We start from the raw sequence: 25,189 nt of genomic DNA on the forward strand, positions 1-25,189 counted from the left end.
CGGTCGCCCATGGTTGGAGACGCTGCTACCCCCTTGCCCACGCTGACCACCAGCGCTAGCGTGCGTCGGTCGCCCTTCCGGAACCGTCCCCTGTGACCTTGCCTGCCTCCCGTCGCCACTTCCTGCAGCTGGCCGGTGCCGGTCTCGCCCTCGCCAGCAGCGGCCTGCCCCCGTCGGCCCAGGCACAGCCGGCGACCGTTGCGCCGCCACCCGCCGATGCGGGCGCGGTGCTGCTGAACTTCAACGAATGCCCCTATGGCCCCTCGCCGGCCGCCCAGCAGGCGGCGCGCGACAGCATCGCCAGCTGCGGCCGTTACCGCTTCGCCCTGGCCGGTGAGGTGCGCGACGCCTTCATCGCCCAGGCCGGCATTCCCGCCAACCACGTGCGCTTGTATCCGGGCTCCAGCGAACCGCTGAACCGTGCGGCGACACTGTGGACCGGCCCGCAGGCGGGCCTGGTGGTGGCCGACCCGACCTTCGAGACGCTGGGCGAGATGGCAGCTGCGCGCGGCGCCCATGTGCAGAAGGTACCGCTGCGCGGCGATGGCGCGCACGACCTGCGCGCGATGGCGGCCGCCGCGCACGCGCGACCGACCGGCCTGCTGTACGTGTGCAATCCCAACAACCCCACCGGCTCGATCAGTCCGGCCAACGAGCTGGCCTGGCTGCTGGCCAACAAGCCCGCAGATACCCGCGTGCTGCTGGACGAGGCCTATCTGCAGTACAGCGAACAGCCCAGCCTGATTGCACAGGTGGCCCAGCGCGATGACCTGATCGTGCTGCGCACCTTCTCCAAGCTGTATGGCATGGCCGGCCTGCGTCTTGGCGTGGCGGCAGCGCATCCGGAGCGCCTGCGCGAGCTGGCCAGCCTGGGCGAGAACCCACTGCCGGTGCCCGCCCTTGCAGCGGCACTGGCCAGCCTGCGCGACCCGCAGTTGATCCCGCAGCGACGTCTGCAGAACGCCAAGGTCCGGCAGGCCACCATCGCCTGGCTGGGCAAGCGTGGTTTCGACTGCCTGCCGACCGAAGCGAACTGCTTCGTGGTGGATGTGCAGCGCGACGGCGCGGCCTTTGCCAAGGCGATGGCGGACAACGGCGTGGTGATCGGCCGCAGCTGGCCGATCTGGCCGCAGCGCGTGCGCGTTACGGTGGGCACCGAAGAGGAAATGGCCGCATTCCGCAACGCGTTCGCGAAGGTGGCCGGCGTACCGGCCTGACCCTATCCACGCATGGCGTGGATCTACTGGTCTGGTGGGGGGCGAACCCTGGTTCGCCGCATCCACGCATGGCGTGGATCTACTGTTGTGGGTGCCGACCGTTGGTCGGCACGCCAGGACCTGCCGCGCTTACCAGCGCGGGGTCTTGGTCAGCGGCGGCGCTTGGTGCTGGCGGTCATAGGCGCGCAGCTCATCACGGATGTGGGCGATGCGCTGGCGGCCGAGCGCGTTGCGGCTGTCATCCAGCACCACGCCATCGAGCAGTTCGGCCATGCGCTGCACGGTCGGCAGCATCTTCTCCCAGGCATCCAGCGCGGTCAGCGGTGCGGGCAGGGTCAGGAAGAAGGCGATGGCCGGGGTTTCCATGGCGCGGATGTTGCCCATGTCGAAGCTGCCCGGCTTCATGATGCTGGCCATCGAGAAGATCGGGCCTCGCTCGGGATGCCCCTCCACCAGCCGGTGGAAGACATTCATGTGGCCAAACACCAGGCCGGTCTTCTCCGCTGCCACGACGATGTCTTCGCCGCGCAGCTGCTCACCGGCGCGGGCGGCCACGAACAGCGAAACGATCTTGTCGAAATCCTGCGTCGCGCGCTTGCCCAGGTCGCTGGCCGCGCCATCGACATCGGGCAACCCCAGTTCGGCCTGCTCGACCGTCTCGCCCATGCCAGGCTCGACGCGGTCGCCGGCCACAGGCACGCCATCCTCGCCCAGCACCGGCTCGCGACGCTCGCCGCTGCTCGGTTCAGCGCTATCGAGGCGACGACCCTGGGGCTTCTTTTTCGGGCGGCCAAACAGGAAGATCGCAGCGACCAACAGCAGGCCGGCGGCCAGGATGCCGATGCGCAACAGTGCCGTGTCGGACATTCGTTAGGTTCTCCGGCTAGTTCATTCAGGTAACTAGGATGGCACGTCAGGCCGCGCCCGCCAATCGCGCGGCTTCTTCCAGGTCCACGCTGACCAGGCGGCTGACTCCCGGCTCGCGCATCGTCACGCCCGACAACTGGTGCGCCGCTTCCATCGTGGCCTTGTTGTGGCTGACGAACAGGAACTGCACCTTCTCGCTCATTTCCTTGACCATGTTGGCCAAGCGGCCGACGTTGGCTTCATCCAGCGGCGCGTCCACCTCGTCCAGCAGGCAGAACGGTGCCGGGTTGAGCTGGAAGATCGCAAACACCAGCGCCACGGCGGTCATCGCCTTTTCGCCGCCGGACAGCAGCGAGATGCTCGACACGCGCTTGCCCGGGGGACGGGCCATGATGGTCACGCCGGTATCGAGAAGGTCTTCGCCGGTCAGCTCCAGGTAGGCGTGGCCGCCACCGAACAGGCGCGGATACAGCGCCTGCACACCAGCGTTGACACGGTCGAAGGTGTCCTTGAAGCGGCCCCGGGTTTCGCGGTCGATCTTGCGGATCGCATCTTCCAGGGTCTCCAGCGCGGTGGTCAGGTCCACGTGCTGGGCATCCAGATACTCCGAACGCTGCGAGGCTTCGCCATACTCGTGGATCGCGGCCAGGTTGACCGGCTCCAGCCGGCGCATGCGACCGTCGATCTGGTGCACCGCCTGCTCCCAGTCGCCCAGGCGGGCCTCTTCGGGCAGCGCGTTGATCACATCCTGCAGCACGAAACCGGCCTTCTCCACTGCGCCCTGCAGGGTTTCAGCACTGAGTACCAGCGCCTGCTGGTCCAGCTTGCGCTGCGAGATACGTTCGCGCTGGGACAACGCCTGCTCGTCGCGCTGGTGGCGGGTCTGCTCGTAGTTGCGCAGTTCGGCATCGATGCCATCCAGCAACGCGCGCGCTTCGGTCAGCACGCGATCGGCACGGACACGCTCTTCCAGCGCGTTCTGGTGCTCGGCCTGCAGCGATTCGACCGGGGTATCGCCTTCGTCCAGCTGCGAATGCAGTTCGCCCAGGCGTGCATCAAGCTGGCCGCGCTGGGTGCTCATGCGTTCCAGCGCCTGGCTCAACGACGCCACCTGGGCGCGCTGTGATTCCAGGGTCAGGGCCAACGCGTGCGACCGCTCGCGCACCGCACGGGCGGCGTCGCGGGCCAGATCACGCGCCTCGGTCAACTGACGGCGTTCGCCCTCCAGGCCCTGCCGGTTCGACTCCAGGTCGCCCATGCTGTTGACCGCATTCTCCAACCGCGCACGCGCTTCACGCGCCTGCTCGCGATTGATGTCCAGGGTCTCCAGCAACTGGCTGAGCTCGCCTTCGATACGGTCGATGCGCGTACGTGCCGCCTCCACCTTGCCCTGCTGGCCCTGCAGCTGGCCGGCCAGTTCGGACACCGCGCGGTGCGCCAGGTACAGCGCACGCTGCGCATCCTCGCGCTGCTGTTCGGCGGCCAACAGGTGCTCGCGGAAACCGGCCAGCTGTTCTTCCAGTTCGGCTTCGCGCGATTGCAGCTGCTCGATCTGCTCGCGCAGTTCGTTGATTTCGCGTTCGCGCAGCAGCGCGCCCTGCTTGGCGGCGCCGGAGCGCGACACGCGCACCCAGCCCTCGCCCAGGCGTTCACCGCCCTGGGTGATGATGGAATCGCCCTCGGGCAGGCTGGCCTGCAGTGCATTGGCTTCGGCAAGGTCACGCGCGCCGTGCAGGCGTGCAAGCAGGCGCCGGATCGGCGCCGGGCCACGTACGCGTGCAGCCAGCGAGGTCGGTGCAACCTTCAGGTCCGCACCGTCATTGGCAACCAGCGCGATGCGGCCTTCGCCCAGCTCGCCCAACGCATCGACCAGGCTGGCCGGGTCATCGACCAGCACGCCTTCGATCAATTGACCGAGCGCGCTTTCCACTGCGTTTTCCCAACCCGCATCAACATCCAGGCGCTCACCCACGCGCGCGGCCGAATCCAGCCCACGCGACTTCAGCCACGCCACGGCCGCGCCCTGCTCCTGGCCGAGTGCAGCCTGCTGCAGGGTTTCCAGCGAAGACAGGCGCCCGCGCAGGCCATTGACCTGCTTGCGCAGCTCGGCCAGCTCGTTCTGCCCGTTGCGCTGCTGCTCCTGCACGGCGGCGACACCGTGCTTGCGCTCCTCGACCTGCTCGGTCAGCTCATCCAGCGCGGTCTTCTGCGTCTCGTGCTGCAGGTGCAGCTGCTCGAAGACTTCCTCCAGTGCATCCACGTCCAGCCCGGCACGTTCGGCCGCCAGCGCTTCGCGGCGGCGATCGGCATCAAGGATCTGCTTGTCCAAATAGTCCACGCGGGTGCGCTCGACCTCGCCGGCGCGCGAGGCTTCCGAGCTCTGCGAGCTGTGCTGCTCCCAACGCTGCTGCCAATCGGACAACCGCGCTTCGGCCTCACGCAGGCCTTCCTGCTTGATCTCGTTTTCTTCCTGCAGCGCTTCCAGCTGCGGGGTAGCCGCATCGACCGCTTCGCGCAGCACCATCAGCTTGGCCTCGTCGCCGCTGATGTGCTGGCCCAGTTCGGCCAGTGCCTGGCGGGTTTCATCGCGCGCCTTGTGCAGGCGCTGCGACAGTTCGCGCTGGTGCTGGATCTGCTGTTCGAGGCGGGCCAGCGTGCTGCCCACCTGGTAGACCTCGGCCTGTGCGGCATTGAGCGCGTCGGCAGCCTCCTCGCGGCGCACGCGGGAAGTCTCGATCCGCGCCTCGGCGTCGCGCTGGTCGGCAATCAGCTGCTGCAGCTTGGTTTCTTCCTGCGACAGCCCTTCGCGCAGCTTGGACAGGCGACCATCCAGGCCACGGTATTCCAGCGCCTTCCACTCCGCATCCTTGACCCGGCGTTCTTCCTGCAACGCCTGGTACTGCTCGGCCTGCCTGGCCTGCCGCTTGAGGTGCTCGAGCTGCTTGGTGATTTCCTCGCGCAGGTCGCCAAGACGGTCCAGGTTCTCGCGGGTGTGGCGGATGCGGGTCTCGGTTTCCTTGCGGCGTTCCTTGTACTTGGAGATGCCGGCGGCCTCTTCCAGGTACACGCGCAGGTCTTCCGGGCGCGCCTCGATGATCTGGCTGATCATGCCCTGCTCGATGATCGAGTAGCTGCGCGGGCCCAGGCCGGTGCCAAGGAACAGGTCGGTGATGTCGCGACGGCGGCACTTGGTGCCGTTGAGGTAATAGTTGCTGCTGCCGTCGCGGCTGACGGTGCGCTTGACCGAGATCTCGTTGAACGAGGCGTACTCGCCGGAGATCGTGTGGTCGGAGTTGTCGAAGATCAGCTCGACGGTGGCCTGCGAGACCGGCTTGCGGGCATTGGAACCGGAGAAGATCACGTCGGTGAGCGAGTCACCACGCAGGCGGCTGGCCGAACTTTCGCCCATGACCCAACGCACCGCGTCGATGATGTTCGACTTGCCGCAGCCATTGGGGCCCACCACGCCGGTCATGTTGGTCGGCAGGTGCAGGGTGGTCGGATCGACGAAGGACTTGAAGCCGGACAGCTTGATCGTGGAAAGACGCATGGCGTGATTGGGTTCCGGGCAAGGGCCTTACGGCCGCCACCATAGTGGATGTCAGGTCAGCCAGCACCTCAAGCCCTTGATTTCAAAAGAATTCAACAAGGCCAAGGGTGACGCAATGGAATGAGTATAGCGGGGCCAATGTTCCACGGGCGGGATGGCCGTGGCAGGAGGCTCAGCGCTCACGCCCGCTCGCGCTTCCCGGCTCCGCCGGGGGCCGCCACGGACACCAACCCGGGTCCGGAAAATGAGACCAACGCATTGATCTTCATGGATTCATCCAGGCTCTGTCGGCGCAGGCGCAGCAGGCCAAGCACCGGCCCGGCCGGACGGGCCGCCCCAAAACAAAACGGGCACCCTTGCGGGCGCCCGTTCTGGTGATACCAGGCCTTGCGGCGTGGGATCAGGCCTTTTCGGCTTCAACCACGACCTTGACGGTGGTCTCGACGTCCGCGTGCAGGTGCACCAGGACTTCGTACTCGCCAATGTTGCGGAAGGCGCCTTCGCCCAGGATGACTTCGCTCTTGCTCAGCGCCAGGCCGGCAGCGGTGAAGGCATCGGCGATTTCGCGCGCGCCGACCGAGCCGTACAGCTTGCCTTCGGTCGAAGCGTTGGCGGCGACGGTCACGCTCGCGCCTTCCAGCTTGGCCTTGCGGGCTTCGGCTTCAGCGTGGATGGACTGGGCCTTGGCTTCGTAATCAGCGCGCTTGGCTTCGAACTCGGCCTTGTTGCTCTCGGTGGCCGGAACGGCCTTGCCCTGCGGCACGAGGAAGTTACGGCCGTAGCCCGGCTTCACGTCGACCAGGTCGCCCAGGTTGCCGAGGTTGGTGACTTTCTGCAGGAGGATCAGCTGCATGGTATTGCTCCAGATAAGTTATTCGTTAGCGAGGCGCTGGCCCCGCAACAAAGGCTGTCCGAATAGCTGGCACAGCGGGGGCAGCGCGAAGCTGCCCCGCCGGCATCAGACGTCGTGGTTGTCGGTGTACGGAATCAGGGCCAGGAAGCGAGCGCGCTTGACGGCGGTCGCCAGCTGACGCTGGTACTTCGACTTGGTACCGGTGACGCGGCTCGGCACGATCTTGCCGTTCTCGGTCAGGTACTGGCGCAGGGTGTTGAGATCCTTGTAGTCGATCTCCTTGACACCTTCGGCCGTGAACTTGCAGAACTTGCGGCGACGGAAGAACTTGGACATGTCAGTGCTCCTTAGGCGGCCGAAGCGGCGTCGTCGCCGGCATCGTTGTCAGCGGCGGGGGTGGTTTCGCCTTCTTCGTCATCACGACGACGACGCTCACCACGCTCGGGCTTGTCGCCCTTCTCGTCCTTGCTCTTCATGATCAGCGACTGCTCGGTGTCAGCCTCGTCACGCTTGATGACCAGGTTGCGCAGGACGGCGTCGTTGAAGCGGAAGCTCTCGGTCAGTTCGGTCAGCACGGCCTGGTCGACTTCGATGTTCAGCAGCACGTAGTGCGCCTTCACCAGGTTCTGGATCGGGTACGCCAGCTGGCGGCGGCCCCAGTCTTCCAGACGGTGGATGGTGCCGTTGCCGTTCTCGACCAGCGACTTGTAGCGCTCGATCATGGCCGGGACCTGCTCGCTCTGGTCCGGGTGGACCATGAACACGATTTCGTAATGACGACTCATGTTTTTTCTACCTTTCGGATGTGGCCTTGCGGCCGGACAGCCCCCCGCCGTTGATACTGCGGTGGGGCAAGGGATCCTGCCAGGGAGGCAGGAAGCCGCGCATTATGGCGCAGATGGGGCTGCCGGGCAACCGGCGAGCCGCAGAGCGACCTGAATCTGGTAGCGCCGGGCCATGCCCGGCGAACGCGGAAACCGCCCCGGGCTACCCCAGATCCACATGCAGGCGGTGCTGGCCGCATTGCAGGCACTGGAACAGGCAGCCAACCATCTCCCCGTCCCGGCTCAGGTGTTCCAGCAGCCAGTCGGCGTCGCGCGGGTTGACCTCGGCCACGTCCGGCCGGACCTGGTCGAGGATGGGCAGGAGGTCCTCGCTGCCGGCGAAGCCGAGGAAGGCGCAGGGCCGCTCACAATGGCTAAGCCAGACCGATTGCTGCCAAGACGAGTAGCCCGGGGTGCGCTCGCAGATCTCCAGCAGCAGCTCACGGGCGATGGTTGGCGGCGGGTCGGCGGGATCCGGGATACCCCTCGATATCGCTCCAGCCGGTGAATTCACCCTCGTAACTGGCCGCTGCCCTGCCATCGGCGATACACCAGGGGCACAGGTAATCGGGACGCAGAGGTGTGTAGAACGGCCCCGGTAACGAAGGGTCCGCGACTGACCGCAGCAGTCACAGATTCCGTCGACCTCTTCGAAGGAGAGGGCGTAGGCGTTGGGGTGATAAATGAAAAGCGGTCGTTCCATCCGTGGATCCCTTCCCTGCCGACCAGGGTCGGCATCTACCAGAGCAGGTTCCGATAGCGCCGGACCACGTCCGGCGGGCGCCGGAACCGGCCGTCAGGCCTTGTCGGCGTCGGTGGTGAAGCTTTCGCCGCAGCCACACTCGGCGGTGGCATTCGGGTTGCTGAACGTGAAGGTCTCGCTCAGGCCGTGCTTGCCGAAGTCGATCACGGTGCCGTCCACCAGCGCCAGGCTCTTGGCGTCGACATAGATCTTCACCCCGTCCTGGTCGAACACGGTATCGCCCTCGCGCTCGTCGCGGGCCAGGTCGGTGATGTGGCCCCAGCCCGAGCAGCCGGTCCTGGTCACGCCAAAACGCAGGCCCAGCGCGCCGGGGGTCTGGGCGACAAAGCGCTGCACGCGCTCGAAGGCAATAGGGGTCAGGCTGACAGCCATGGTGGATCACTCCTGAGGTACCGGGACATTATAGGGAGCCGATGACCGCAGAAATGCCTCGCAAGCAGAACGCTGCAACCGGTAAACTCCCGTGTTCATAGATCGAGTCGATCAGCAGAGGATTCAAGTCATGACGGTGGTCAGCGTTGAACATGCGCTTGCCGGGAAGATCCCGGAAGGTGGCGAAGTCACGGTACGCGGTTGGGTGCGCACGGTGCGCGGTTCAGCAAATCTGGCTTTCGTGAATGTGACCGACGGCTCCTGCTTCGCCCCGATCCAGGTCGTGGCCGGCGACGCGCTGGCCAACTTCGACGAGATCAAGCGCCTGACCACCGGCTGCTCGCTGGTGGCCACCGGCACGCTGGTGAAGTCGCAGGGCAAGGGCCAGTCGTTCGAGATCCAGGCCAGCGCGGTCGAGGTGGTCGGCTGGGTCGAAGACCCGCTCACTTACCCGATCCAGCCCAAGCCGATGACGCCGGAGTTCCTGCGTGAAGTGGCGCACCTGCGCCCGCGCACCAACCTGTTCGGCGCGGTCACCCGCATCCGCAACTGCCTGGCCCAGGCCGTGCACCGCTTCTTCCACGAGAACGGCTTCAACTGGATCAGCACCCCGATCATCACCACCTCCGACGCCGAAGGCGCCGGCCAGATGTTCCGCGTGTCCACCCTGGACATGGTGAACCTGCCGCGTGACGCCCAGGGCGGGATCGACTTCAGCCGCGACTTCTTCGGCAAGGAAACCTTCCTGACCGTGTCCGGCCAGCTGAACGTCGAGGCCTACTGCCTGGCGCTGAGCAAGGTGTACACCTTCGGCCCGACCTTCCGCGCCGAGAACAGCCACACCACCCGCCACCTGGCGGAGTTCTGGATGATCGAGCCGGAAATCGCCTTCGCCGACCTGGCCGAAGACGCACGCCTGGCCGAGGAATTCCTGAAGTACCTGTTCCGCGCGGTGCTCAACGAGCGCGGCGACGACCTGGCCTTCATCGCCGAGCGCGTGGACAAGAACGCAATCACCAAGCTGGAAGACTTCATCAACGCGCCGTTCGAACGCATCGATTACACCGATGCGGTCAGCCTGCTGCAGAAGTCCGGAAAGAAGTTCGACTTCCCGGTCGAATGGGGCCTGGACCTGCAGACCGAGCACGAGCGCTGGCTGACCGAGGAACACGTCGGTCGCCCGGTGGTGGTGACCAACTACCCCGAGCACATCAAGGCCTTCTACATGCGCCTGAACGATGACGGCAAGACCGTCGCGGCGATGGACGTGCTGGCCCCGGGCATCGGCGAGATCATCGGTGGCAGCCAGCGCGAAGAGCGCCTGGACGTGCTGGATGCACGCATGGCGCAGTTCGGCCTGGATCGCGAGCACTACAGCTGGTACCGCGATTTCCGCCGCTACGGCTCGGTACCGCACGCGGGCTTCGGCCTGGGCTTCGAGCGCCTGGTGGTGTACGTCTGCGGCCTGTCCAACATCCGCGATGCGATCCCCTACCCGCGCGCCCCGGGCAGCGCGGACTTCTAAGCCCACACGCACGACCACGGAGGTACTGCCCCCATGACCCTGTTCTTCGCCCTGTGTTTCGTCGGCGTTGCAGTGGCCGGGTTCAGTGCCTTCGTGATTTTCTGGCCGCTGACCCTGGTGCATGTGCGCGATCGCCATCCGGCGCTGGCGCAGCGCTTCGGCAGTGGCGCCTTCCTCAAGCCCGATGCGCTGGGCTGGCTGCTGCGGCGCGAATACCGCACCCAGCCGGACCGCTCGCTGTCCGGGCTGGCGACGCCCGCCTGGGTATCGCTGCTGACCCTGCTGGCCGGACTGGGCATGGCTGCCCTGCTCTGGCTGGCCTCGCTCTGGTAAGACACACATGAACGACCTTTCCCACGTCCGCGACAGCTGGTGGCTGGCCAGCCTCGGCAACACCCTGATCTGGGCACGCCTGCGCATCCGCGAGGCCGGCACTGCCGAAGTGCTGGACAGCGATGGCAATACGCTGAGCTACGACAGCGAAGACACTGCACGCTCGCAGCTGTTCGATGCCGAGTTCGTCGAGTACGACGGCCTGGATGAAGAAGATGCGCTGGTGCGCGGCTTCTCGCTGCATGAAGTGCAGCCACCGCAGGCTGGCAGCGACGAAGGCCTGCGCGGACGCATGGTGCAGTCGCTCGGCAGCCGCGCCTGAGGCCAGCCGATGTTCACCCCGCGCGCTTTCGCCGAGACCGACCTGCTGTGGCTGGATCGCCTGCTGGCGCGTGATCCGTTCGTCACCGTGCTGACCACCGGTGGCGATGGCCTGCCGGAACTGACCCGGCTGCCGGTGCTGTACCAGCGCGACGGCGACCACATCGAGCTGCGCGGCCACTGGGCCCGTGCCAACCCGCAGGCGCGCCACACCGGCGCAGCCAAACTGCTGGTGGACGGGCCGCACGGCTATGTGTCGGCCAGCTGGTACCCGGACAAGGAACCGATGGCACGGGTGCCCACCTGGAACTACGCCACCGCCGAGCTGCGCGGCCAGTTGCAGCCCTTCGACGATACCGATGCACTGGCCCAGCTGGTCAGCGATACCGGCGACCACTTCGAAGCCAGCGTCGGCCAGGACTGGCGGTTCGAACCCCAGCGTGACGACCACCGCCGCCAGCTGCGCGGCATCGTCGGCTTCCGTTTCACCGTCGAACAGGTGCAGCTGACGCTGAAGCTGAGCCAGAACCACCCCGAGGCCAACCAGCAGGCAGTGATCGCCGAACTGGAGCGCCTGGACAATCCCCATTCCACCGAACTGGCGCAGTGGATGCGCCGGTATCGCGACGAAGCCGCCGCAGGCAGCTGAGCGCTCTGTTTCCCGCGACGACGCGACCAGAACGGCCGCGCCTTGCCCCCACCCGACGTCAGGGATATCCGAACATGAAAGACATCCTCAAGCTGCTGCAGAACAACCGCGACTGGGCCGACCGGATCGAGAAGGAAGATCCGGATTTCTTCCATCAGCTGGCCAAGCAGCAGCATCCGGAATACCTGTGGATCGGCTGTTCCGACTCGCGCGTGCCGGCCAACCAGATCATCGGCATGGCCCCGGGTGAGGTGTTCGTGCATCGCAACGTGGCCAACGTGGTCGCCCATACCGACCTGAACTGCCTGAGCGTGGTGCAGTACGCGGTGGACCAGCTGAAGGTGAAGCACATCCTGATCGTCGGCCACTACGGCTGTGGTGGCGTACACGCATGCCTGCACAACACCCGGGTCGGCCTGGCTGACAACTGGCTGCGCCACGTCGGTGATGTCATGCAGAAGCACACCGCCATCCTCGATGCGATCGATACCGATGAACTCAAGCACGCACGCCTGTGCGAACTGAATGTGATCGAGCAGGTCGCCAACCTGTGCCGCTCCACGATCGTGCAGGACGCCTGGGCCCGCGGCCAGAAGCTGATGGTGCACGGCTGGGTGTACAGCCTGAAGGACGGCCGCGTGCGCGAGATGGGCATCGACGTCGGCTCCCAGGAAGACCTGCAGCCGGCCTATGAAAAGGCGCTGTCCTATGTTCCGCGCAAGGGCAGGCGCGACTGATTCCCTGGGGAAGACACCATGCTCGCTTCGCCGATAAACCTGCACGCCTGGATCGAGGAAAACCGGCATCTGTTGAAGCCGCCGGTCGGCAACAAGATGATCGACAACGGCGATTTCATCGTGATGGTGGTCGGCGGGCCGAACAGCCGCACCGATTTCCACTACGACGAAGGCCCGGAGTGGTTCTACCAGCTGGAAGGGGAGATGGTGCTGAAGGTGCAGGAGGATGGCGCGGTGCGCGATATCCCGATCCGTGCCGGCGAGATCTTCCTGCTGCCGGGCAAGGTGCCGCACTCACCCCGGCGCCCGCCCGGTGGCATCGGCCTGGTGGTGGAACGCAAGCGACTGCCGCATGAACGCGACGGCGTGATCTGGCATTGCGAACGCTGCAACCACAAGCTGTACGAAGAGTACTTCACGCTGCAGAACATCGAGACCGACCTGCCGAAGGTGTTCGCGCGCTACCAGGCCAGCCTGGAGCTGCGCACCTGCAGCGCGTGCGGCCACGTGGATCCGTTGCCGGCGCCAGCGGATTGAACGTTCGCCGGGCATGGCCCGGCGCTACCCAAGCACGCGACCTCCGGGTAGCGCCGGGCCATGCCCGGCGAGCGCGCCGCGAGGCATCATGCATGCCCCAGGCGCTACACTGGCAACCCCGTTGCAGCCTGTTGCCCGACCATGTCCGACCTGCTCAGCCGCACCCACGCCATTGCTCTTGATGCCGCCGATCCGCTGCGGCCGCTGCGGCAGGAATTCCTGATTCCGCGCCACGGTGGCGGTGAGCAGACCTACTTCGTCGGCAACTCGCTGGGCCTGCAGCCGCGCGGTGCGCAGGCTGCGGTGCAGGAAGTGATGAAGCAGTGGGGCGAACTGGCGGTGGAAGGCCACTTTACCGGGCCGACCCAATGGCTGTCGTACCACCGCCTGGTCAGCGCACAGCTGGCCCGCGTGGTCGGCGCGCTGCCCAGCGAAGTGGTGGCAATGAACACGCTGAGCGTGAACCTGCACCTGATGATGGTCAGCTTCTACCGGCCCACGGCCGAGCGCCCGGTGATCCTGATGGAGGCCGGCGCGTTCCCGACCGACCGCCATGCGGTGGAGGCGCAGATCCGCTTCCATGGCTTCGACCCGGCCGACTGCCTGGTGGAAGTGCAGCCGGATGAAGCCAACGGCACGATCTCGATGGCTGCGATCGAGCGTGCGATCGCCGCGCACGGTCCGCGCCTGGCGCTGGTGTTGTGGCCCGGCGTGCAGTACCGCAGCGGCCAGGCCTTCGACCTCGATGCGATCACCCGCGCCGCACGCCTGCAGGGCGCGCGCATCGGCTTCGACCTGGCGCACTCGGTCGGCAACCTGCCGCTGCGCCTGCATGACGTCGCCCCGGATTTCGCCGTGTGGTGCCACTACAAGTACCTCAACAGCGGCCCGGGCGCCGTGGCCGGTGCCTTCGTGCACGAGCGCCATCATCGCGACACCACGCTGCCGCGCTTTGCCGGCTGGTGGGGCCACGACGAAGCCACCCGCTTCCAGATGGCACCGCAGTTCACCCCGGCGGTCGGTGCCGAGGGCTGGCAGCTGAGCAACCCGCCGATCCTCGGCCTGGCACCGCTGCGGGCATCGCTGGACCTGTTCGAACGCGCTGGCATGGAATCGCTGCGCAGCAAGTCGCTGGCACTGACTGGCATGCTCGACGCACTGGTACGCGCGCGCCTGCCGCAGGTGTTGGAGATCGTCACCCCGGCCGAGCCGGAGCGCCGCGGCTGCCAGCTGTCGCTGCGCGTGATCGGCGGCCGCGAGCGCGGACGCGCCCTGTTCGAACACCTGCGCGCCATCGGCGTGCTGGGTGACTGGCGCGAACCGGACGTGATCCGCATCTCGCCCACCCCGCTCTACAACCGCTACCTCGACGTGCACCATTTCGTCGAGGAAGTGGAAGCCTGGGCTGGCCTGTAAGCCGCCCTCCCCTACTGCTGGACAGTTCGTTGATCGCACATGCATCCCGCTCGCTGAGCATTGTCGGCGCCGGCCTGGCCGGATCCCTGCTGGCCATCCTGCTGTCACGGCAGGGCTGGCGCATCACCCTGTACGAACGCCGTGGCGATCCGCGCATCGCCGATTACGAAAGTGGCCGCTCGATCAATCTGGCCCTGGCCGAGCGCGGGCGCAACGCGTTGCGCCAGGCCGGCGTGGAAGACGAAGTGATGGCGCGTGCGGTGATGATGCGCGGGCGCATGGTGCATCCGCGCGAGGGCGAGCCGCAGCTGCAGCGTTATGGTCGCGACGACAGCGAAGTGATCTGGTCGATCCATCGCAGCGACCTGAATACCACGCTGCTGGAACTGGCCGAGCAGGCCGGTGCCACCGTGCATTTCCACCGCCGCCTGCACACCGTCGATTTCGATGCCGGCTACGCGCGCTTCATCGATGATCGTGACGACAGCCCGCACGATATCCGCTTCGATACCCTGGTGGGTGCCGATGGCGCCGGTTCGGCGCTGCGTGCGGCGATGAACCGGCGCGAACCGCTGGGCGAGGACATTGCCTTCCTCGACCATTCCTACAAGGAACTGGAAATTCCGCCGGGCGACGATGGCGGCTTCCGCATCGAGCGCAATGCCCTGCACATCTGGCCGCGCGGCCACTACATGTGCATCGCCCTGCCCAACCACGAGGGCACGTTCACCGTCACCCTGTTCCTGCCCAACCAAGGTGACCCAAGCTTTGCCACGGTCACCAGCGGCGCCCAGGCCGAAGCCCTGTTCGCGCGCGAATTCGGCGATGCCCTGCCGCTGATTCCCAACCTGCGCGCGGACTGGGAGCAGCATCCGCCGGGCCTGCTCGGTACGCTTACCCTGGAACGCTGGCACCAGCAGGACCGTGCCGTGCTGATCGGCGATGCAGCGCACGCGATGGTGCCGTTCCACGGCCAGGGCATGAACTGCGCGTTCGAGGACTGCGTGGCGCTGGCCCGCCATCTGATGGAGGCCGACGACCTGCAGAGCGCATTCGCCGCATTCGAGGCCGAGCGCAAGCCGAACGCGCGTGCGATCCAGCAGATGGCGCTGGAGAACTATCTGGAGATGCGTGACAGGGTGGCCGATCCGGCCTTCCTGCTGCAACGTGAGCTGGAACAGGAACTGCAGCGGCGCTGGCCGACGCGCTTCGTGCCGCACTACACGATGGTGACCTTCCTGCACACGCCCTATGCCGAAGCACTGCGCCGCACCGACCTCCAGCGCGCGATGCTGATCGCCGCCACCGCAGGCCATGACACCCTGGACAACATCGACTGGAACGCGCTGGAAGCGCAGATCCATGCGCAGCTGCCGGTGCTGGAGGGCGCGCACTGATGGCCGACAGCTTCCTGTTCTACGACCTGGAAACCTTCGGCCAGGATCCACGCCGCACCCGTATCTCCCAGTACGCGGCAATCCGTACCGACGGCGATCTGAAGGAGATCGACACGCCGGTCAGCTTCTTCGTTCGCCCGGCCGATGATCTGCTGCCCTCGCCGATGGCGACGATGGTCACCGGCATCACGCCGCAGCAGGCGCTGGCTGAAGGCATCAGCGAAGCCGAGGCGTTCGATCGGATCAATGAGCAGCTCTCGCGCCCCGGCACCTGCGCACTGGGCTACAACACCCTGCGCTTCGACGACGAGTTCATCCGCTACGGCCTGTTCCGCAACTTCCACGACCCGTACGAACGCGAGTGGCGCAACGGCAACTCGCGCTGGGACCTGCTGGACATGCTGCGGCTGATGCATGCCATCCGCCCGGACGGCATCCACTGGCCCAAGCGCGAGGACGGCGCCACCTCATTCAAGCTGGAGCATCTGGCCGAGGCCAACGGCGTGCGCGAGGGCGATGCCCACGAAGCGCTGTCGGACGTGCGCGCGACGATCGGCATGGCGCGCCTGTTCAAGCAGTCGCAGCCGCGCCTGTGGGACTACGCACTGAAGCTGCGCGACAAGCGTTTCGTCGGCAGCCTGCTCGACGTCACTGCATTGAAGCCGGTGCTGCATATCTCGATGCGCTACCCGGCCAGCCGCCTGTGCGCGGCACCGGTTTTGCCGCTGGCGGTACATCCGACCATCAACAACCGGGTGATCGTGTTCGATCTCGACGGTGACATCGATGACCTGCTGGAACTGCCCGCCGACGTGATCGCCCAGCGCCTGTACCTGCGCGCCAGCGAACTGCCCGAAGGCGTGGCCCGGGTGCCGTTGAAGGAAGTGCACCTGAACAAGGTGCCGGCGCTGGTGGCCTGGAACCACCTGCGCGCTGATGACCACGCACGACTCGGGCTGGACGTGGCAGCGATCGAAGCCAAGGCCGAACGCCTGCGCGCGTTCGCGCCGCAGCTGGCCGAGAAGGCGCGCCAGGTCTACAACCAGCCGCGCGCGGCGAGCGTTTCCGATGTGGATGCATCGCTGTACGACGGCTTCCTCGGCGCCGGCGACAAGCCGCTGCTGGCGCTGGCACGGACCACGCCCGCCGAACAGCTGGCCGCACTGGAAGGCCGCTTCCGCGATCCGCGCCTGCCGGAACTGCTGTTCCGCTATCGCGCCCGCAATCATCCCGACAGCCTTGCACCGGAAGAACGCGAGCGCTGGAAAGCCTATCGCCGCCAGCGCCTGTTCGGTGAGGAAGGCATGGGCGAACTCAACCTGGCCCAGTACCAGCAGCAGCTCGACGCGCTGGCAGCCGAAGCGCCCGACGATGCCCGGCGCGCCGCGCTGCTGCAATCGCTGCGTGACTGGGGCCAGCACCTGCAGGAGGACCTGTGAGCACCTATTTCTCCGATGCCAGTTTCAAGTTCCTGCGCAGCCTGGCGCTGCACAACGACAAGACCTGGTTCAACGACCATCGCCAGCAGTACGAAGACCACGTGCGGCAGCCGTTCCTGCGCCTGCTGGGCGACCTGCAGCCGGCCCTGACCGAGGTCAGCGGACACTTCCGCGCAGACACGCGTGGCGTGGGCGGCTCGTTGTTCCGCATCCACCGCGACGCGCGGTTCTCCAACGATAAATCGCCGTACAAGACCTGGCAGGGTGCGCGCCTGTTCCATGAGCGTCGCCGTGAAGTGGCCGCACCCTCGTTCTACGTGCACCTGCAACCGGGCGAGAGCTTCGTCGGCGCCGGGCTGTGGCATCCCGAACCGGAAACCCAGCGCCGCGTCCGCCACTTCATCCTCGACAACCCGGGCAGCTGGAAGGCGGCTGCGCACGCACCGGCGCTGCGCAGGCGTTTCGACTTCGAGGAGACCGAGAAGCTGGTGCGCCCACCGCGCGGCTTCCCGGCCGACTTCGAGTTCATCGATGACCTCAAGCACCGCAACTGGGTGATGTGGCGTTCGCTGGACGATGCCACGATGACCGGCCCGCGCCTGCTGTCCACGCTCGGCAAGGACCTGGCGGCGCTGGGCCCGTTCGTGGACTACCTGTGCGCTGCACTGGATCTGGAGTTCTGACCGGCGCCGGTGGCATCGCTGGGATCACCCGCCGTTCACCACCGGCAACCGTACTTGCGGCAGGCTGTGCACCATGAAGAAGCTCATTGGCATCCTCGTTCTGCTGATCGCTGTGGTGGCCGCCTGGTGGTTCGGCGGCCCCTACCTGACCGTGCATGGCCTGTCCAAGGCGATCGAACAACGGGACACCGCCCGTCTGGAGCGCTACGTGGATTTCCCACGCGTGCGTACCAGCCTGCGTGCCCAGCTCAATGACTACCTGGTGCGCCAGGCCGGCCCCGAGGTGGCTGCCAGTCCCTTCGGTGCCCTGCTGTACGGGCTGGGTGACCAACTGGGTGGCGCCGCGGTGGACACGATGGTCACGCCCACCGGCATCGGTGCGATGTTGCAGGGCCACGTGCTGTGGAAGCGCGGCCGCAATGAACTGCAGGGCGACGAAGCCTTGGGTGCAACCGAGCCGGCGCGACCGCTGAAGAACGCCGAGCACCACTTCGAAGCCCTGGATCGCTTCGTGGTCGACGTCGATCGCGGCCCCGGCCAGCCACCGTTGAAGGTAGTGCTGGAACCGCAGGGCCTGCGCTGGAAGGTGGTGGACCTGCAGCTGGGGATGTCAGGCAGCCCGTAACGGATCGCCGCTGCGCTCGCCGGGCATGGCCCGGCGCTACCGTCGACCGCCCCAACTGGTAGCGCCGGGCCATGCCCGGCGACGATCACCCCTCGTTGGCGACACCATGCGGCACGTGGCCAGCGGCTACGTGTTCACGCGCACTGTCGATGTTGTGCTGCGAATCGTCAAAGAAGATGTCGGCACCAAACGCCTGCAGGAACGGGCCCTTGTGCCGCCCCCCCAGGAACAGCGCCTCGTCCAGGCGCACGCCCCACTCGCGCAGGGTGCGGATCACCCGCTCGTGGGCCGGTGCAGAACGCGCGGTCACCAGCGCCGTGCGGATGGGCGCGCTGTCGCCGGCGGGGAATACTTCCTGCAACGTGTGCAGTGCAGAGAGGAAGCCGCGGAACGGACCGCCACTGAGTGGCTCGCGTGCACGCTCGCGTTCGTGCCGGCCGAAGGCTTCCACCCCCTGCTCGCGCGAGATGCGCTCGCTCTCGTCCCCGAAGATCACCGCATCACCATCGAAGGCGATGCGCAGCTGCCCGGCCGGGCGGGTGATGTCGATCTGGTCGGCGGCAGCGGCAGCGGTCTCACCCGGCGGCTTGGGCAGGATGGTGGCCGCTGCGATGCCATGGCGAAGCGCGCTGCGCACCGATTCCGGATTGGCCGACAGGAACAGGTCGGTGCCGAACGGCTTCACGTACGGCCAGGTCGGCTCACCGGCGGTGAAGGTCGCGCGGATGATGCCCAGCCCGTAGTGCTGGATGGAATTGAAGATGCGCAGGCCGGTATCGGCCGAGTTGCGTGACAGCAGGATCACTTCCACGCGCGGGTTCTCGGGGCTGGCGCCCTGGTTCAGCGCCAACAGCTTGCGCACCACCGGGAAGGCCACGCCCGGCCCGAGGATGTCGTCCTCGTGCTGGCGCTGGTACTCGGCATAGGCGGCCACGCCATCGCTTTCGAACAGCGCGTGGCTTTCTTCCAGGTCGAACAGCGCACGCGAGGTCACCGCGACGGTCAGCAAACGGGGGGAGTTGTCGCCCATCGGTGGGGTCCTTCAAGCGGTCGGCAGTGCCGGCCGCCTATTGTCGTCAAAAAACGAACTGTTCGCTCAGGATCCGGTCTTCGAGGTTGTGCTCCGGGTCGAACAGCAGGGTCACCCGGTGCTCGCGCGACTCACGGATCGTCACTTCGACCACATCGCGGGTCTCGTGCGAATCGGCAGTGACGCTGACCGGACGCTTGTAGGGATCGAGCACGCGGAAGCGCACTTCGGTGTCGGCCTTGAGGATCGCGCCGCGCCAGCGCCGCGGGCGATAGGGGGCCAGCGGCGTCAGGGCGATGGTGTGCGAGCCCAGCGGCAGCACCGGCCCATGTGCAGAGTAGTTGTAGGCGGTGCTTCCGGCCGGAGTGGCCACAAGCACGCCATCGCCGATCAGTTCGCCCACCCGCTCCTGGCCATTGAGGTCGATGCCGATATGCGCCGCCTGCCGGGTCTGGCGCAGCAGCGAGACATCGTTGTAGGCCAGCGAGCCGGTGGTGGTACCCGATTCGGTCAGCGCCACCATTTCCAGCGGGCGCAGGTTGGCCGGCTCGGCACGGGCGATACGCGCATGCACATCGTCGTCGCCACGGTACTGGTTCATCAGGAAACCCACCGTGCCCAGCTTCATCCCGAATACCGGTCTGCCCAGGTGTCCGTGACGATGCAGGGTCTGCAGCATGAAGCCATCGCCGCCCAGCGGGCACAGCACGTCAGCCTGGTCCGGGGCGTGGTCGCCATAGCGCGAGACCATCGCTGCGCGGGCCATCTGTGCAGGTTCGGTGGTACTGGCCAGGAAAGCGATGCGGGGGGTGTCGCTCATCGGTGGATCCGGGGGAAGGCTTGGTGGAGAGCATAACCGAGCGCCGCTGCGCTCGCCGGGCATTGCCCGGCGCTACCTGCTCCGCCGTACATCGGTAGCGCCGGGCCATGCCCGGCGGTCGTCCGCAAGAAAAAACGGCCCCGCTTCCGCGGGGCCGTTCCGGTTCACGCATGCCAGGCGCGGCCTGGCACTACATCACTTACGCGCCGTGGGCAGCGAGCTGACCCAGGCGCTGCACCGCGACCGAAACGGTCGGGTAGTCCAGGGTCTTCTGCTCGGCCAGCTCGGCCAGCATCGCCAGGGTGAAGCGCAGGCTGCTGTCGTCGCGACCGATCCATGCGGCCACCTTGGCTTCGGCGGTACTGCCCTTGGTGGCCAGCACCTGGCCGGCCAGGTTGCGGTGGTGGGCGGCCAGCTCGTCGCGCAGCACGCCGCGTGCCACCGCGTGCCAACGGCCGTTGACCTCCAGCGCGTCGATCTGCTCGAACAGCCAGGGCAGCTGCAGGGCGTCGCCCAGGCGGAAGTGGACCTTGGACACGTCCACCGGCTTCAGCTTGCGGGTACGGGCCAGTTCGATGATGTCGAACGCCGGTTCCAGGAAGTGCAGTTCGGCCAGCTGCTGTGCCAGCGCCGACGGCAGGCCCTTTTCCTTCCACTCGGCCACCAGGGCTTCGTAGGTCGGACGCTGCGAATCCGGCAGCACACCCGAAGCAACACGGATGTCGTTGAACGGACCCTGGTAGCGGTTGACCGCCTCGGTGATGCCCGGCATCGGGCCCGGGCGCGACAGCAGCCAGCGTACGAACGAACGCTGCAGCTTCCAGATCACTTCCAGCGCGTCGATCTGCACCGACTCCGGCAGCGTGCCATCAAGAGCGTCGATCTGTGCCCACAGCGCGCGTGCGTCCAGCGTTTCGCGGCTGATGGTGTAGGCCTTGGCGACCTCGGCAATGGAGCGGCCGGTGTCTTCCTGCATGCGCATCAGGAAGGTGGCGCCCATGCGGTTGATGGTCTGGTTGGTCACGGCCGTGGCGATGATTTCACGCTTCAGGCGGTGACGCTCCATCGCGTCGGCGTACTTCTTCTGCAGCGGCGTCGGGAAGTAGCGCTGCAGTTCCTTGGACAGGTACGGATCTTCCGGAATGTCCGAATCCAGCAGCTGCGCGAACGCCACCAGCTTGGAATAGGACAGCAGCACCGACAGTTCCGGACGGGTCAGGCCCTGGCCGCGCGCCTTGCGCTGGGACAGCTCGGCATCGGACGGCAGGAACTCGATCTGGCGATCCAGCAGGCCCTGCTGTTCCAGGGTACGGATGAAGTGCTGCTTGGACCCCAGGCGCTTGACCGCCATCCGCTCCATCAGGCTCAGGGCCTGGTTCTGGCGGTAGTTGTCGTTGAGCACCAGCGCGGCGACTTCGTCGGTCATCGACGCCAGCAGCTTGTTGCGCTGCTCGACGGTCAGCTTCTTGGCCCGCACCACATCGTTGAGCAGGATCTTGATGTTGACTTCGTGGTCGGAGGTATCCACACCGGCCGAGTTGTCGATGAAGTCGGTGTTGAGCAGCACGCCGGCCTGGGCAGCTTCGATGCGGCCCAGCTGGGTCATGCCCAGGTTGCCGCCCTCGCCCACCACCTTGCAGCGCAGCTCGCCACCATTCACGCGCAGGGCATTGTTGGCGCGGTCGCCGACATCGCTGTGCTGCTCGCTGGCGGCCTTGACGTAGGTGCCGATGCCGCCGTTCCACAGCAGGTCGACCGGTGCCTTCAGGATCGCGCTCATCAGATCGTTCGGCGACAGCGCCTTGACGTTCTCGTCCAGGCCCAGCGCTTCACGTACCTGCGGGGTGATCTCGATCGACTTCAGGCTGCGCGGATACACACCGCCGCCCTTGCTGATCAGCTTGGCATCGTAGTCCGCCCAGCTCGAACGCGGCACGGTGAACAGACGCTCACGTTCGACGAACGTGGTCGCTGCATCCGGGTTCGGGTCCAGGAAGATGTGGCGGTGGTCGAACGCAGCGACCAGGCGGATGTGGCGCGACAGCAGCATGCCGTTGCCGAACACGTCGCCGGACATGTCGCCGACGCCGACCGCGGTGAAGTCCTGGGTCTGGCTGTCACGGCCCAGTGCACGGAAGTGGCGCTTGACCGACTCCCATGCGCCGCGCGCGGTGATGCCCATGCCCTTGTGGTCGTAACCGACCGAACCGCCGGAGGCGAACGCATCGCCCATCCAGAAGCCGTGCGCGATGGCCAGGCCGTTGGCGATGTCGGAGAAGGTCGCAGTGCCCTTGTCGGCGGCCACCACCAGGTACGGATCGTCCATGTCATGGCGCACGACATCCACCGGCGGCACGATCTTGTTGTTGACGATGTTGTCGGTGATGTCCAGCAGGCCCTGGATGAACAGCTTGTAGCAGGCCACGCCGTTGGCGAAGATCGCATCGCGATCGCCGTTCACCGGCGGCATCTTGGCGAAGAAGCCGCCCTTCGCGCCGACCGGCACGATGACGGTGTTCTTGACCATCTGCGCCTTGACCAGGCCCAGCACTTCGGTACGGAAGTCTTCGCGGCGATCCGACCAGCGCAGGCCGCCACGGGCGACGGCACCGAAGCGCAGGTGGGTACCTTCCACGCGCGGGCCATACACGAAGATTTCGCGGTACGGGCGCGGCTTGGGCAGGTCCGGCACCAAGGCCGAATCGAACTTGAAGCTGATGACATGGCCGTGCTGGCCATTGGCATCGGTCTGGTAGTAGCTGGTGCGCAGGGTCGCATCGATCACGCCCATGAAGGAACGCAGGATGCGGTCCTCGTCCAGGCTCGACACGCGGTCCATCAGCTTCAGCAGCGCTTCGCGCGCGGCCTGCATCTGCGCATCGCGGTCACCCTTGCGGGCGTCGACCACGGTCTTGAGCACCTTCAGGGTGGCCTCGTCGCCGGCAGCCAGCACCTCGAGGTGGGCCTTCAGCTGCGCCTGGCCAGCGGCGATGTCTTCCTTGCTTTCATGGCCGGTGGCCGGATCGAAGCGGGCTTCGAACAGTTCCACCAGCAGGCGTGCCAGCAACGGGTAGCGGGTGAAGGTGCCTTCGACGTAAGCCTGCGAGAACGGCACGCCGGTCTGCAGCAGGTACTTGCAGTAGCCACGCAGCATGGCGACCTGGCGCCAGTGCAGGCCGGCAGCCAGCACCAGGCGGTTGAAGCCATCGTTCTCGGCATCGCCGTGCCAGACGCGGGCAAAGGTCTCGCCGAAGGCTTCATCGACGCTGGCCGCATCGATCGCACCGGCGGTCGATTCGACCTCGAAGTCCTGCACGTACACCGGCGCGTTGTCCACCGACAGGCGGTACGGACGCTCGGCGATCACGCGCAGGCCCATGTTTTCCATCATCGGCAGCGCGTCCGACAGCGGAATGTCATCCAGCTGGCGATACAGCTTCAGGCGCAGGCCATCGCCGGATTCGCGCGGCACGGCCTGCAGGCTCAGGCGCAGGTCGTCCGGGCCGGTCAGCGCATCGAGCTGGCTGACATCGTTGGCGGCAACGGCGGTGCTGTTGTCTTCGATGTAACCGGCCGGCAGCGCCTTGCCGATGCGCGCAGCAATGCGCAGGCCTTCGGCTTCGCCATGGCGGTTGACCAGCGCTTCGCGCAGGTCGTCCTGCCAGTTGCGCAGCACCTGCGCCAGCTTCTGCTCCAGTTCGGCGGTATCGACGTCGAGCATTTCGCCCGGCTTCGGACGCACGATCAGGTGCACCTGGGCCAACGGCGATTCACCCAGCACCACCGAGCTGTCCACGTACTCGCCGTGCAGCGCTTCCTTGAGCATCGCTTCGATGCGCAGGCGCACGTCGGTGTTGAAACGCTCGCGCGGCAGGTAGACCAGCGCGGAAATGAAACGGCTGTACTTGTCGCGACGCAGGAACAGGCGGCTGCGCACACGCTCCTGCAGGCCCAGCACGCCCATCGCGGTGCGGAACAGTTCGTCCTCGCTGGACTGGAACAGTTCTTCGCGCGGCAGGGTTTCCAGGATGTGGCGCAGGGCCTTGCCGCTATGGCTGGAGCCGGCCAGGCCGGACTGCTTCATCACGTGTTCGTAGCGCTGGCGCACCAGCGGGATCTCCCACGGCCGGCGGTTGTAGGCGCTGGAGGTGAACAGGCCGAGGAAGCGCTGTTCGCCGATGATCCTGCCCTTGGCGTCGAATTCCAGCACGCCGATGTAATCCATGTAACCGGCACGATGCACGCGCGAACGGGCATTGGTCTTGGTCAGGATCAGCGCGTCCTTCAGCCCGGACGTGGTGTTCAGGCCCTGCGCGGCCAGGGTCTTGACCGGACGTGCAGCGGACTTGTCCTTGCCGCGCATCAGGCCCAGGCCGGTGTCGTTCAGCGGCGCCAGCACGTCTTCCTTGCCCTGCTTCTCGACGCGGTACTCGCGGTAGCCGAAGAAGGTGAAGTGGTTGTCGGCGGCCCAGCGCAGGAATTCCTGTGCTTCCTTGCGCGAGGCAGCGTCGACCGGCAGCTGGCGGCTGCCAAGGTCGTCGGCCAGCGCCAGCGCCTTGTCCTGCATCGGCTGCCAGTCGCGCACGATGGCGCGCACTTCATCCAGCGCCTTGTTGATGGCCTGCTCGATGTCTGCCATGGCTTCGGCCGGCTGGCGGTCGATCTCCAGCAGCATCACCGATTCCAGCTGGCCCTCGCCCACCTTGGTCAGCTTGCCGGCCTTGTCACGGGTGAAATGCAGCACCGGGTGGCCCAGCACATGCACGCCAACGCCGTGCTCGGCCAGCGACATGGTCACGGTGTCGACCAGGAACGGCATGTCGTCGTTGATGATCTGCAGCACGGTGTGCGGCGATTCCCAACCGTTGGCCTTCGCCGTCGGATTGAACACGCGGACATTGGCCTTGCCGGCCTTGCGGGCACGGGCGAATTCCAGCGTTTCGGCGGCGAGCGCGGCCCACTCCTCAGCGCTGTGGTGGGGGAACTCGTCGGCCTCCATGCGCTTGTAGAAATCGGCGGCGAATGCCACTGCCTCGGCCTGGGCGGCCGCGGGGTAACGCTTGCGCAAGGCCGTGTACACCGGCTCCAGGGAGAAACCAGCGGTCACTGCGACCTCCGACTCAACTGGTTTGCTTTTGTTTTTCACGGTCTTGGCTGCGGTTTTTTGCGGTTTCATGGCAGAGCGGCGCGCTTGCTCAGTTGGGAAAATGAAATTGTAGCCCTACCGCACG

22 protein-coding genes are annotated in these 25,189 nt (G+C 66.5%); 12 read left to right on the plus strand and 10 right to left on the minus strand.

Annotation, left to right across the window (positions count from 1 at the left end):
- The first annotated feature begins 92 nt into the window (after positions 1-92).
- Positions 93-1,217, plus strand: a complete 1,125-nt coding sequence (locus D0Y85_RS12985) for a pyridoxal phosphate-dependent aminotransferase (protein WP_117310764.1) — start codon at positions 93-95, stop codon at positions 1,215-1,217.
- Positions 1,218-1,346: 129 nt separating this feature from the next.
- Here D0Y85_RS12985 and zipA read toward each other — a convergent pair whose 3' ends face one another.
- From zipA to D0Y85_RS13020, 7 genes are all read right to left on the minus strand, one after another.
- Positions 1,347-2,084, minus strand: coding sequence for a cell division protein ZipA (gene zipA, locus D0Y85_RS12990; RefSeq protein WP_093819073.1), 738 nt, complete (start codon positions 2,082-2,084; stop codon positions 1,347-1,349).
- Between the two features lie 46 nt (positions 2,085-2,130).
- A complete protein-coding gene (gene smc / locus D0Y85_RS12995) occupies positions 2,131-5,634 on the minus strand; it encodes a chromosome segregation protein SMC (protein WP_117310765.1) in 3,504 nt (1,167 codons plus the stop codon).
- Between the two features lie 400 nt (positions 5,635-6,034).
- Positions 6,035-6,487, minus strand: coding sequence for a 50S ribosomal protein L9 (gene rplI, locus D0Y85_RS13000; protein ID WP_025876905.1), 453 nt, complete (start codon positions 6,485-6,487; stop codon positions 6,035-6,037).
- Positions 6,488-6,592: 105 nt separating this feature from the next.
- Entirely contained in the window at positions 6,593-6,823 is a 231-nt protein-coding gene (rpsR, locus tag D0Y85_RS13005) for a 30S ribosomal protein S18 (RefSeq protein WP_002804494.1), read from the minus strand.
- 11 nt (positions 6,824-6,834) lie between these two features.
- The gene (gene rpsF / locus D0Y85_RS13010) at positions 6,835-7,272 is read right to left on the minus strand and encodes a 30S ribosomal protein S6 (protein ID WP_025876882.1); all 438 of its coding nucleotides are present in this window, start codon (positions 7,270-7,272) and stop codon (positions 6,835-6,837) included.
- Positions 7,273-7,474: 202 nt separating this feature from the next.
- Positions 7,475-7,825 carry a CbrC family protein gene (locus D0Y85_RS13015; protein ID WP_275897130.1) on the minus strand — a complete coding sequence of 117 codons (351 nt, stop codon included), beginning with the start codon at positions 7,823-7,825 and terminating at the stop codon, positions 7,475-7,477.
- A gap of 282 nt (positions 7,826-8,107) precedes the next feature.
- Positions 8,108-8,446: an iron-sulfur cluster assembly accessory protein gene (locus tag D0Y85_RS13020; RefSeq protein WP_117310766.1), complete on the minus strand. Its 339-nt coding sequence runs from the start codon at positions 8,444-8,446 to the stop codon at positions 8,108-8,110.
- 130 nt (positions 8,447-8,576) lie between these two features.
- Between D0Y85_RS13020 and asnS the strand changes: the two genes are divergently transcribed.
- The 11 genes from asnS to D0Y85_RS13075 all read left to right on the plus strand — a co-directional run bounded on the left by asnS (position 8,577) and on the right by D0Y85_RS13075 (position 18,108).
- A complete protein-coding gene (gene asnS, locus D0Y85_RS13025) occupies positions 8,577-9,971 on the plus strand; it encodes an asparagine--tRNA ligase (protein WP_012511556.1) in 1,395 nt (464 codons plus the stop codon).
- Between the two features lie 33 nt (positions 9,972-10,004).
- Positions 10,005-10,304 carry a hypothetical protein gene (locus tag D0Y85_RS13030; RefSeq protein ID WP_006376524.1) on the plus strand — a complete coding sequence of 100 codons (300 nt, stop codon included), beginning with the start codon at positions 10,005-10,007 and terminating at the stop codon, positions 10,302-10,304.
- A gap of 7 nt (positions 10,305-10,311) precedes the next feature.
- Positions 10,312-10,626 carry a hypothetical protein gene (locus D0Y85_RS13035; RefSeq protein WP_025876872.1) on the plus strand — a complete coding sequence of 105 codons (315 nt, stop codon included), beginning with the start codon at positions 10,312-10,314 and terminating at the stop codon, positions 10,624-10,626.
- A gap of 9 nt (positions 10,627-10,635) precedes the next feature.
- Entirely contained in the window at positions 10,636-11,274 is a 639-nt protein-coding gene (locus D0Y85_RS13040; RefSeq protein ID WP_117310767.1) for an FMN-binding negative transcriptional regulator, read from the plus strand.
- A gap of 74 nt (positions 11,275-11,348) precedes the next feature.
- Complete coding sequence (gene can, locus D0Y85_RS13045) at positions 11,349-12,011, plus strand: carbonate dehydratase (RefSeq protein WP_117310768.1); 663 nt, start codon at positions 11,349-11,351, stop codon at positions 12,009-12,011.
- Positions 12,012-12,029: 18 nt separating this feature from the next.
- A complete protein-coding gene (locus D0Y85_RS13050; RefSeq protein WP_117310769.1) occupies positions 12,030-12,548 on the plus strand; it encodes a 3-hydroxyanthranilate 3,4-dioxygenase in 519 nt (172 codons plus the stop codon).
- A 141-nt stretch (positions 12,549-12,689) separates the two neighbouring features.
- Positions 12,690-13,964, plus strand: coding sequence for a kynureninase (gene kynU / locus D0Y85_RS13055; RefSeq protein WP_093819065.1), 1,275 nt, complete (start codon positions 12,690-12,692; stop codon positions 13,962-13,964).
- Between the two features lie 29 nt (positions 13,965-13,993).
- Positions 13,994-15,361, plus strand: coding sequence for an NAD(P)/FAD-dependent oxidoreductase (locus D0Y85_RS13060; RefSeq protein WP_117310770.1), 1,368 nt, complete (start codon positions 13,994-13,996; stop codon positions 15,359-15,361).
- Positions 15,361-16,800 (plus strand): exodeoxyribonuclease I, encoded by a 1,440-nt coding sequence (sbcB, locus tag D0Y85_RS13065; protein ID WP_117310771.1) that lies wholly within the window; start codon positions 15,361-15,363, stop codon positions 16,798-16,800. Before D0Y85_RS13060 ends, sbcB begins: the two co-directional genes overlap by 1 nt.
- Positions 16,797-17,483 carry a DUF2461 domain-containing protein gene (locus D0Y85_RS13070; RefSeq protein WP_117310772.1) on the plus strand — a complete coding sequence of 229 codons (687 nt, stop codon included), beginning with the start codon at positions 16,797-16,799 and terminating at the stop codon, positions 17,481-17,483. Before sbcB ends, D0Y85_RS13070 begins: the two co-directional genes overlap by 4 nt.
- A 73-nt stretch (positions 17,484-17,556) precedes the next feature.
- A complete protein-coding gene (locus tag D0Y85_RS13075) occupies positions 17,557-18,108 on the plus strand; it encodes a DUF2939 domain-containing protein (protein WP_117310773.1) in 552 nt (183 codons plus the stop codon).
- 85 nt (positions 18,109-18,193) lie between these two features.
- Here the strand turns inward: D0Y85_RS13075 and D0Y85_RS13080 are convergent, their stop codons facing one another.
- From D0Y85_RS13080 to D0Y85_RS13090, 3 genes are all read right to left on the minus strand, one after another.
- Entirely contained in the window at positions 18,194-19,138 is a 945-nt protein-coding gene (locus tag D0Y85_RS13080) for a 5'-nucleotidase (protein WP_033831508.1), read from the minus strand.
- Positions 19,139-19,184: 46 nt separating this feature from the next.
- Positions 19,185-19,958 carry an NAD kinase gene (locus D0Y85_RS13085; protein WP_117310774.1) on the minus strand — a complete coding sequence of 258 codons (774 nt, stop codon included), beginning with the start codon at positions 19,956-19,958 and terminating at the stop codon, positions 19,185-19,187.
- 199 nt (positions 19,959-20,157) lie between these two features.
- On the minus strand, positions 20,158-25,134 hold the full coding sequence (locus D0Y85_RS13090) for an NAD-glutamate dehydrogenase domain-containing protein (RefSeq protein ID WP_117310775.1): 4,977 nt from the start codon (positions 25,132-25,134) through the stop codon (positions 20,158-20,160).
- Between the last annotated feature and the right edge of the window lie 55 nt (positions 25,135-25,189).

Source organism: Stenotrophomonas sp. G4 (genome assembly GCF_003428825.1).
Classification (GTDB): domain Bacteria; phylum Pseudomonadota; class Gammaproteobacteria; order Xanthomonadales; family Xanthomonadaceae; genus Stenotrophomonas; species Stenotrophomonas indicatrix.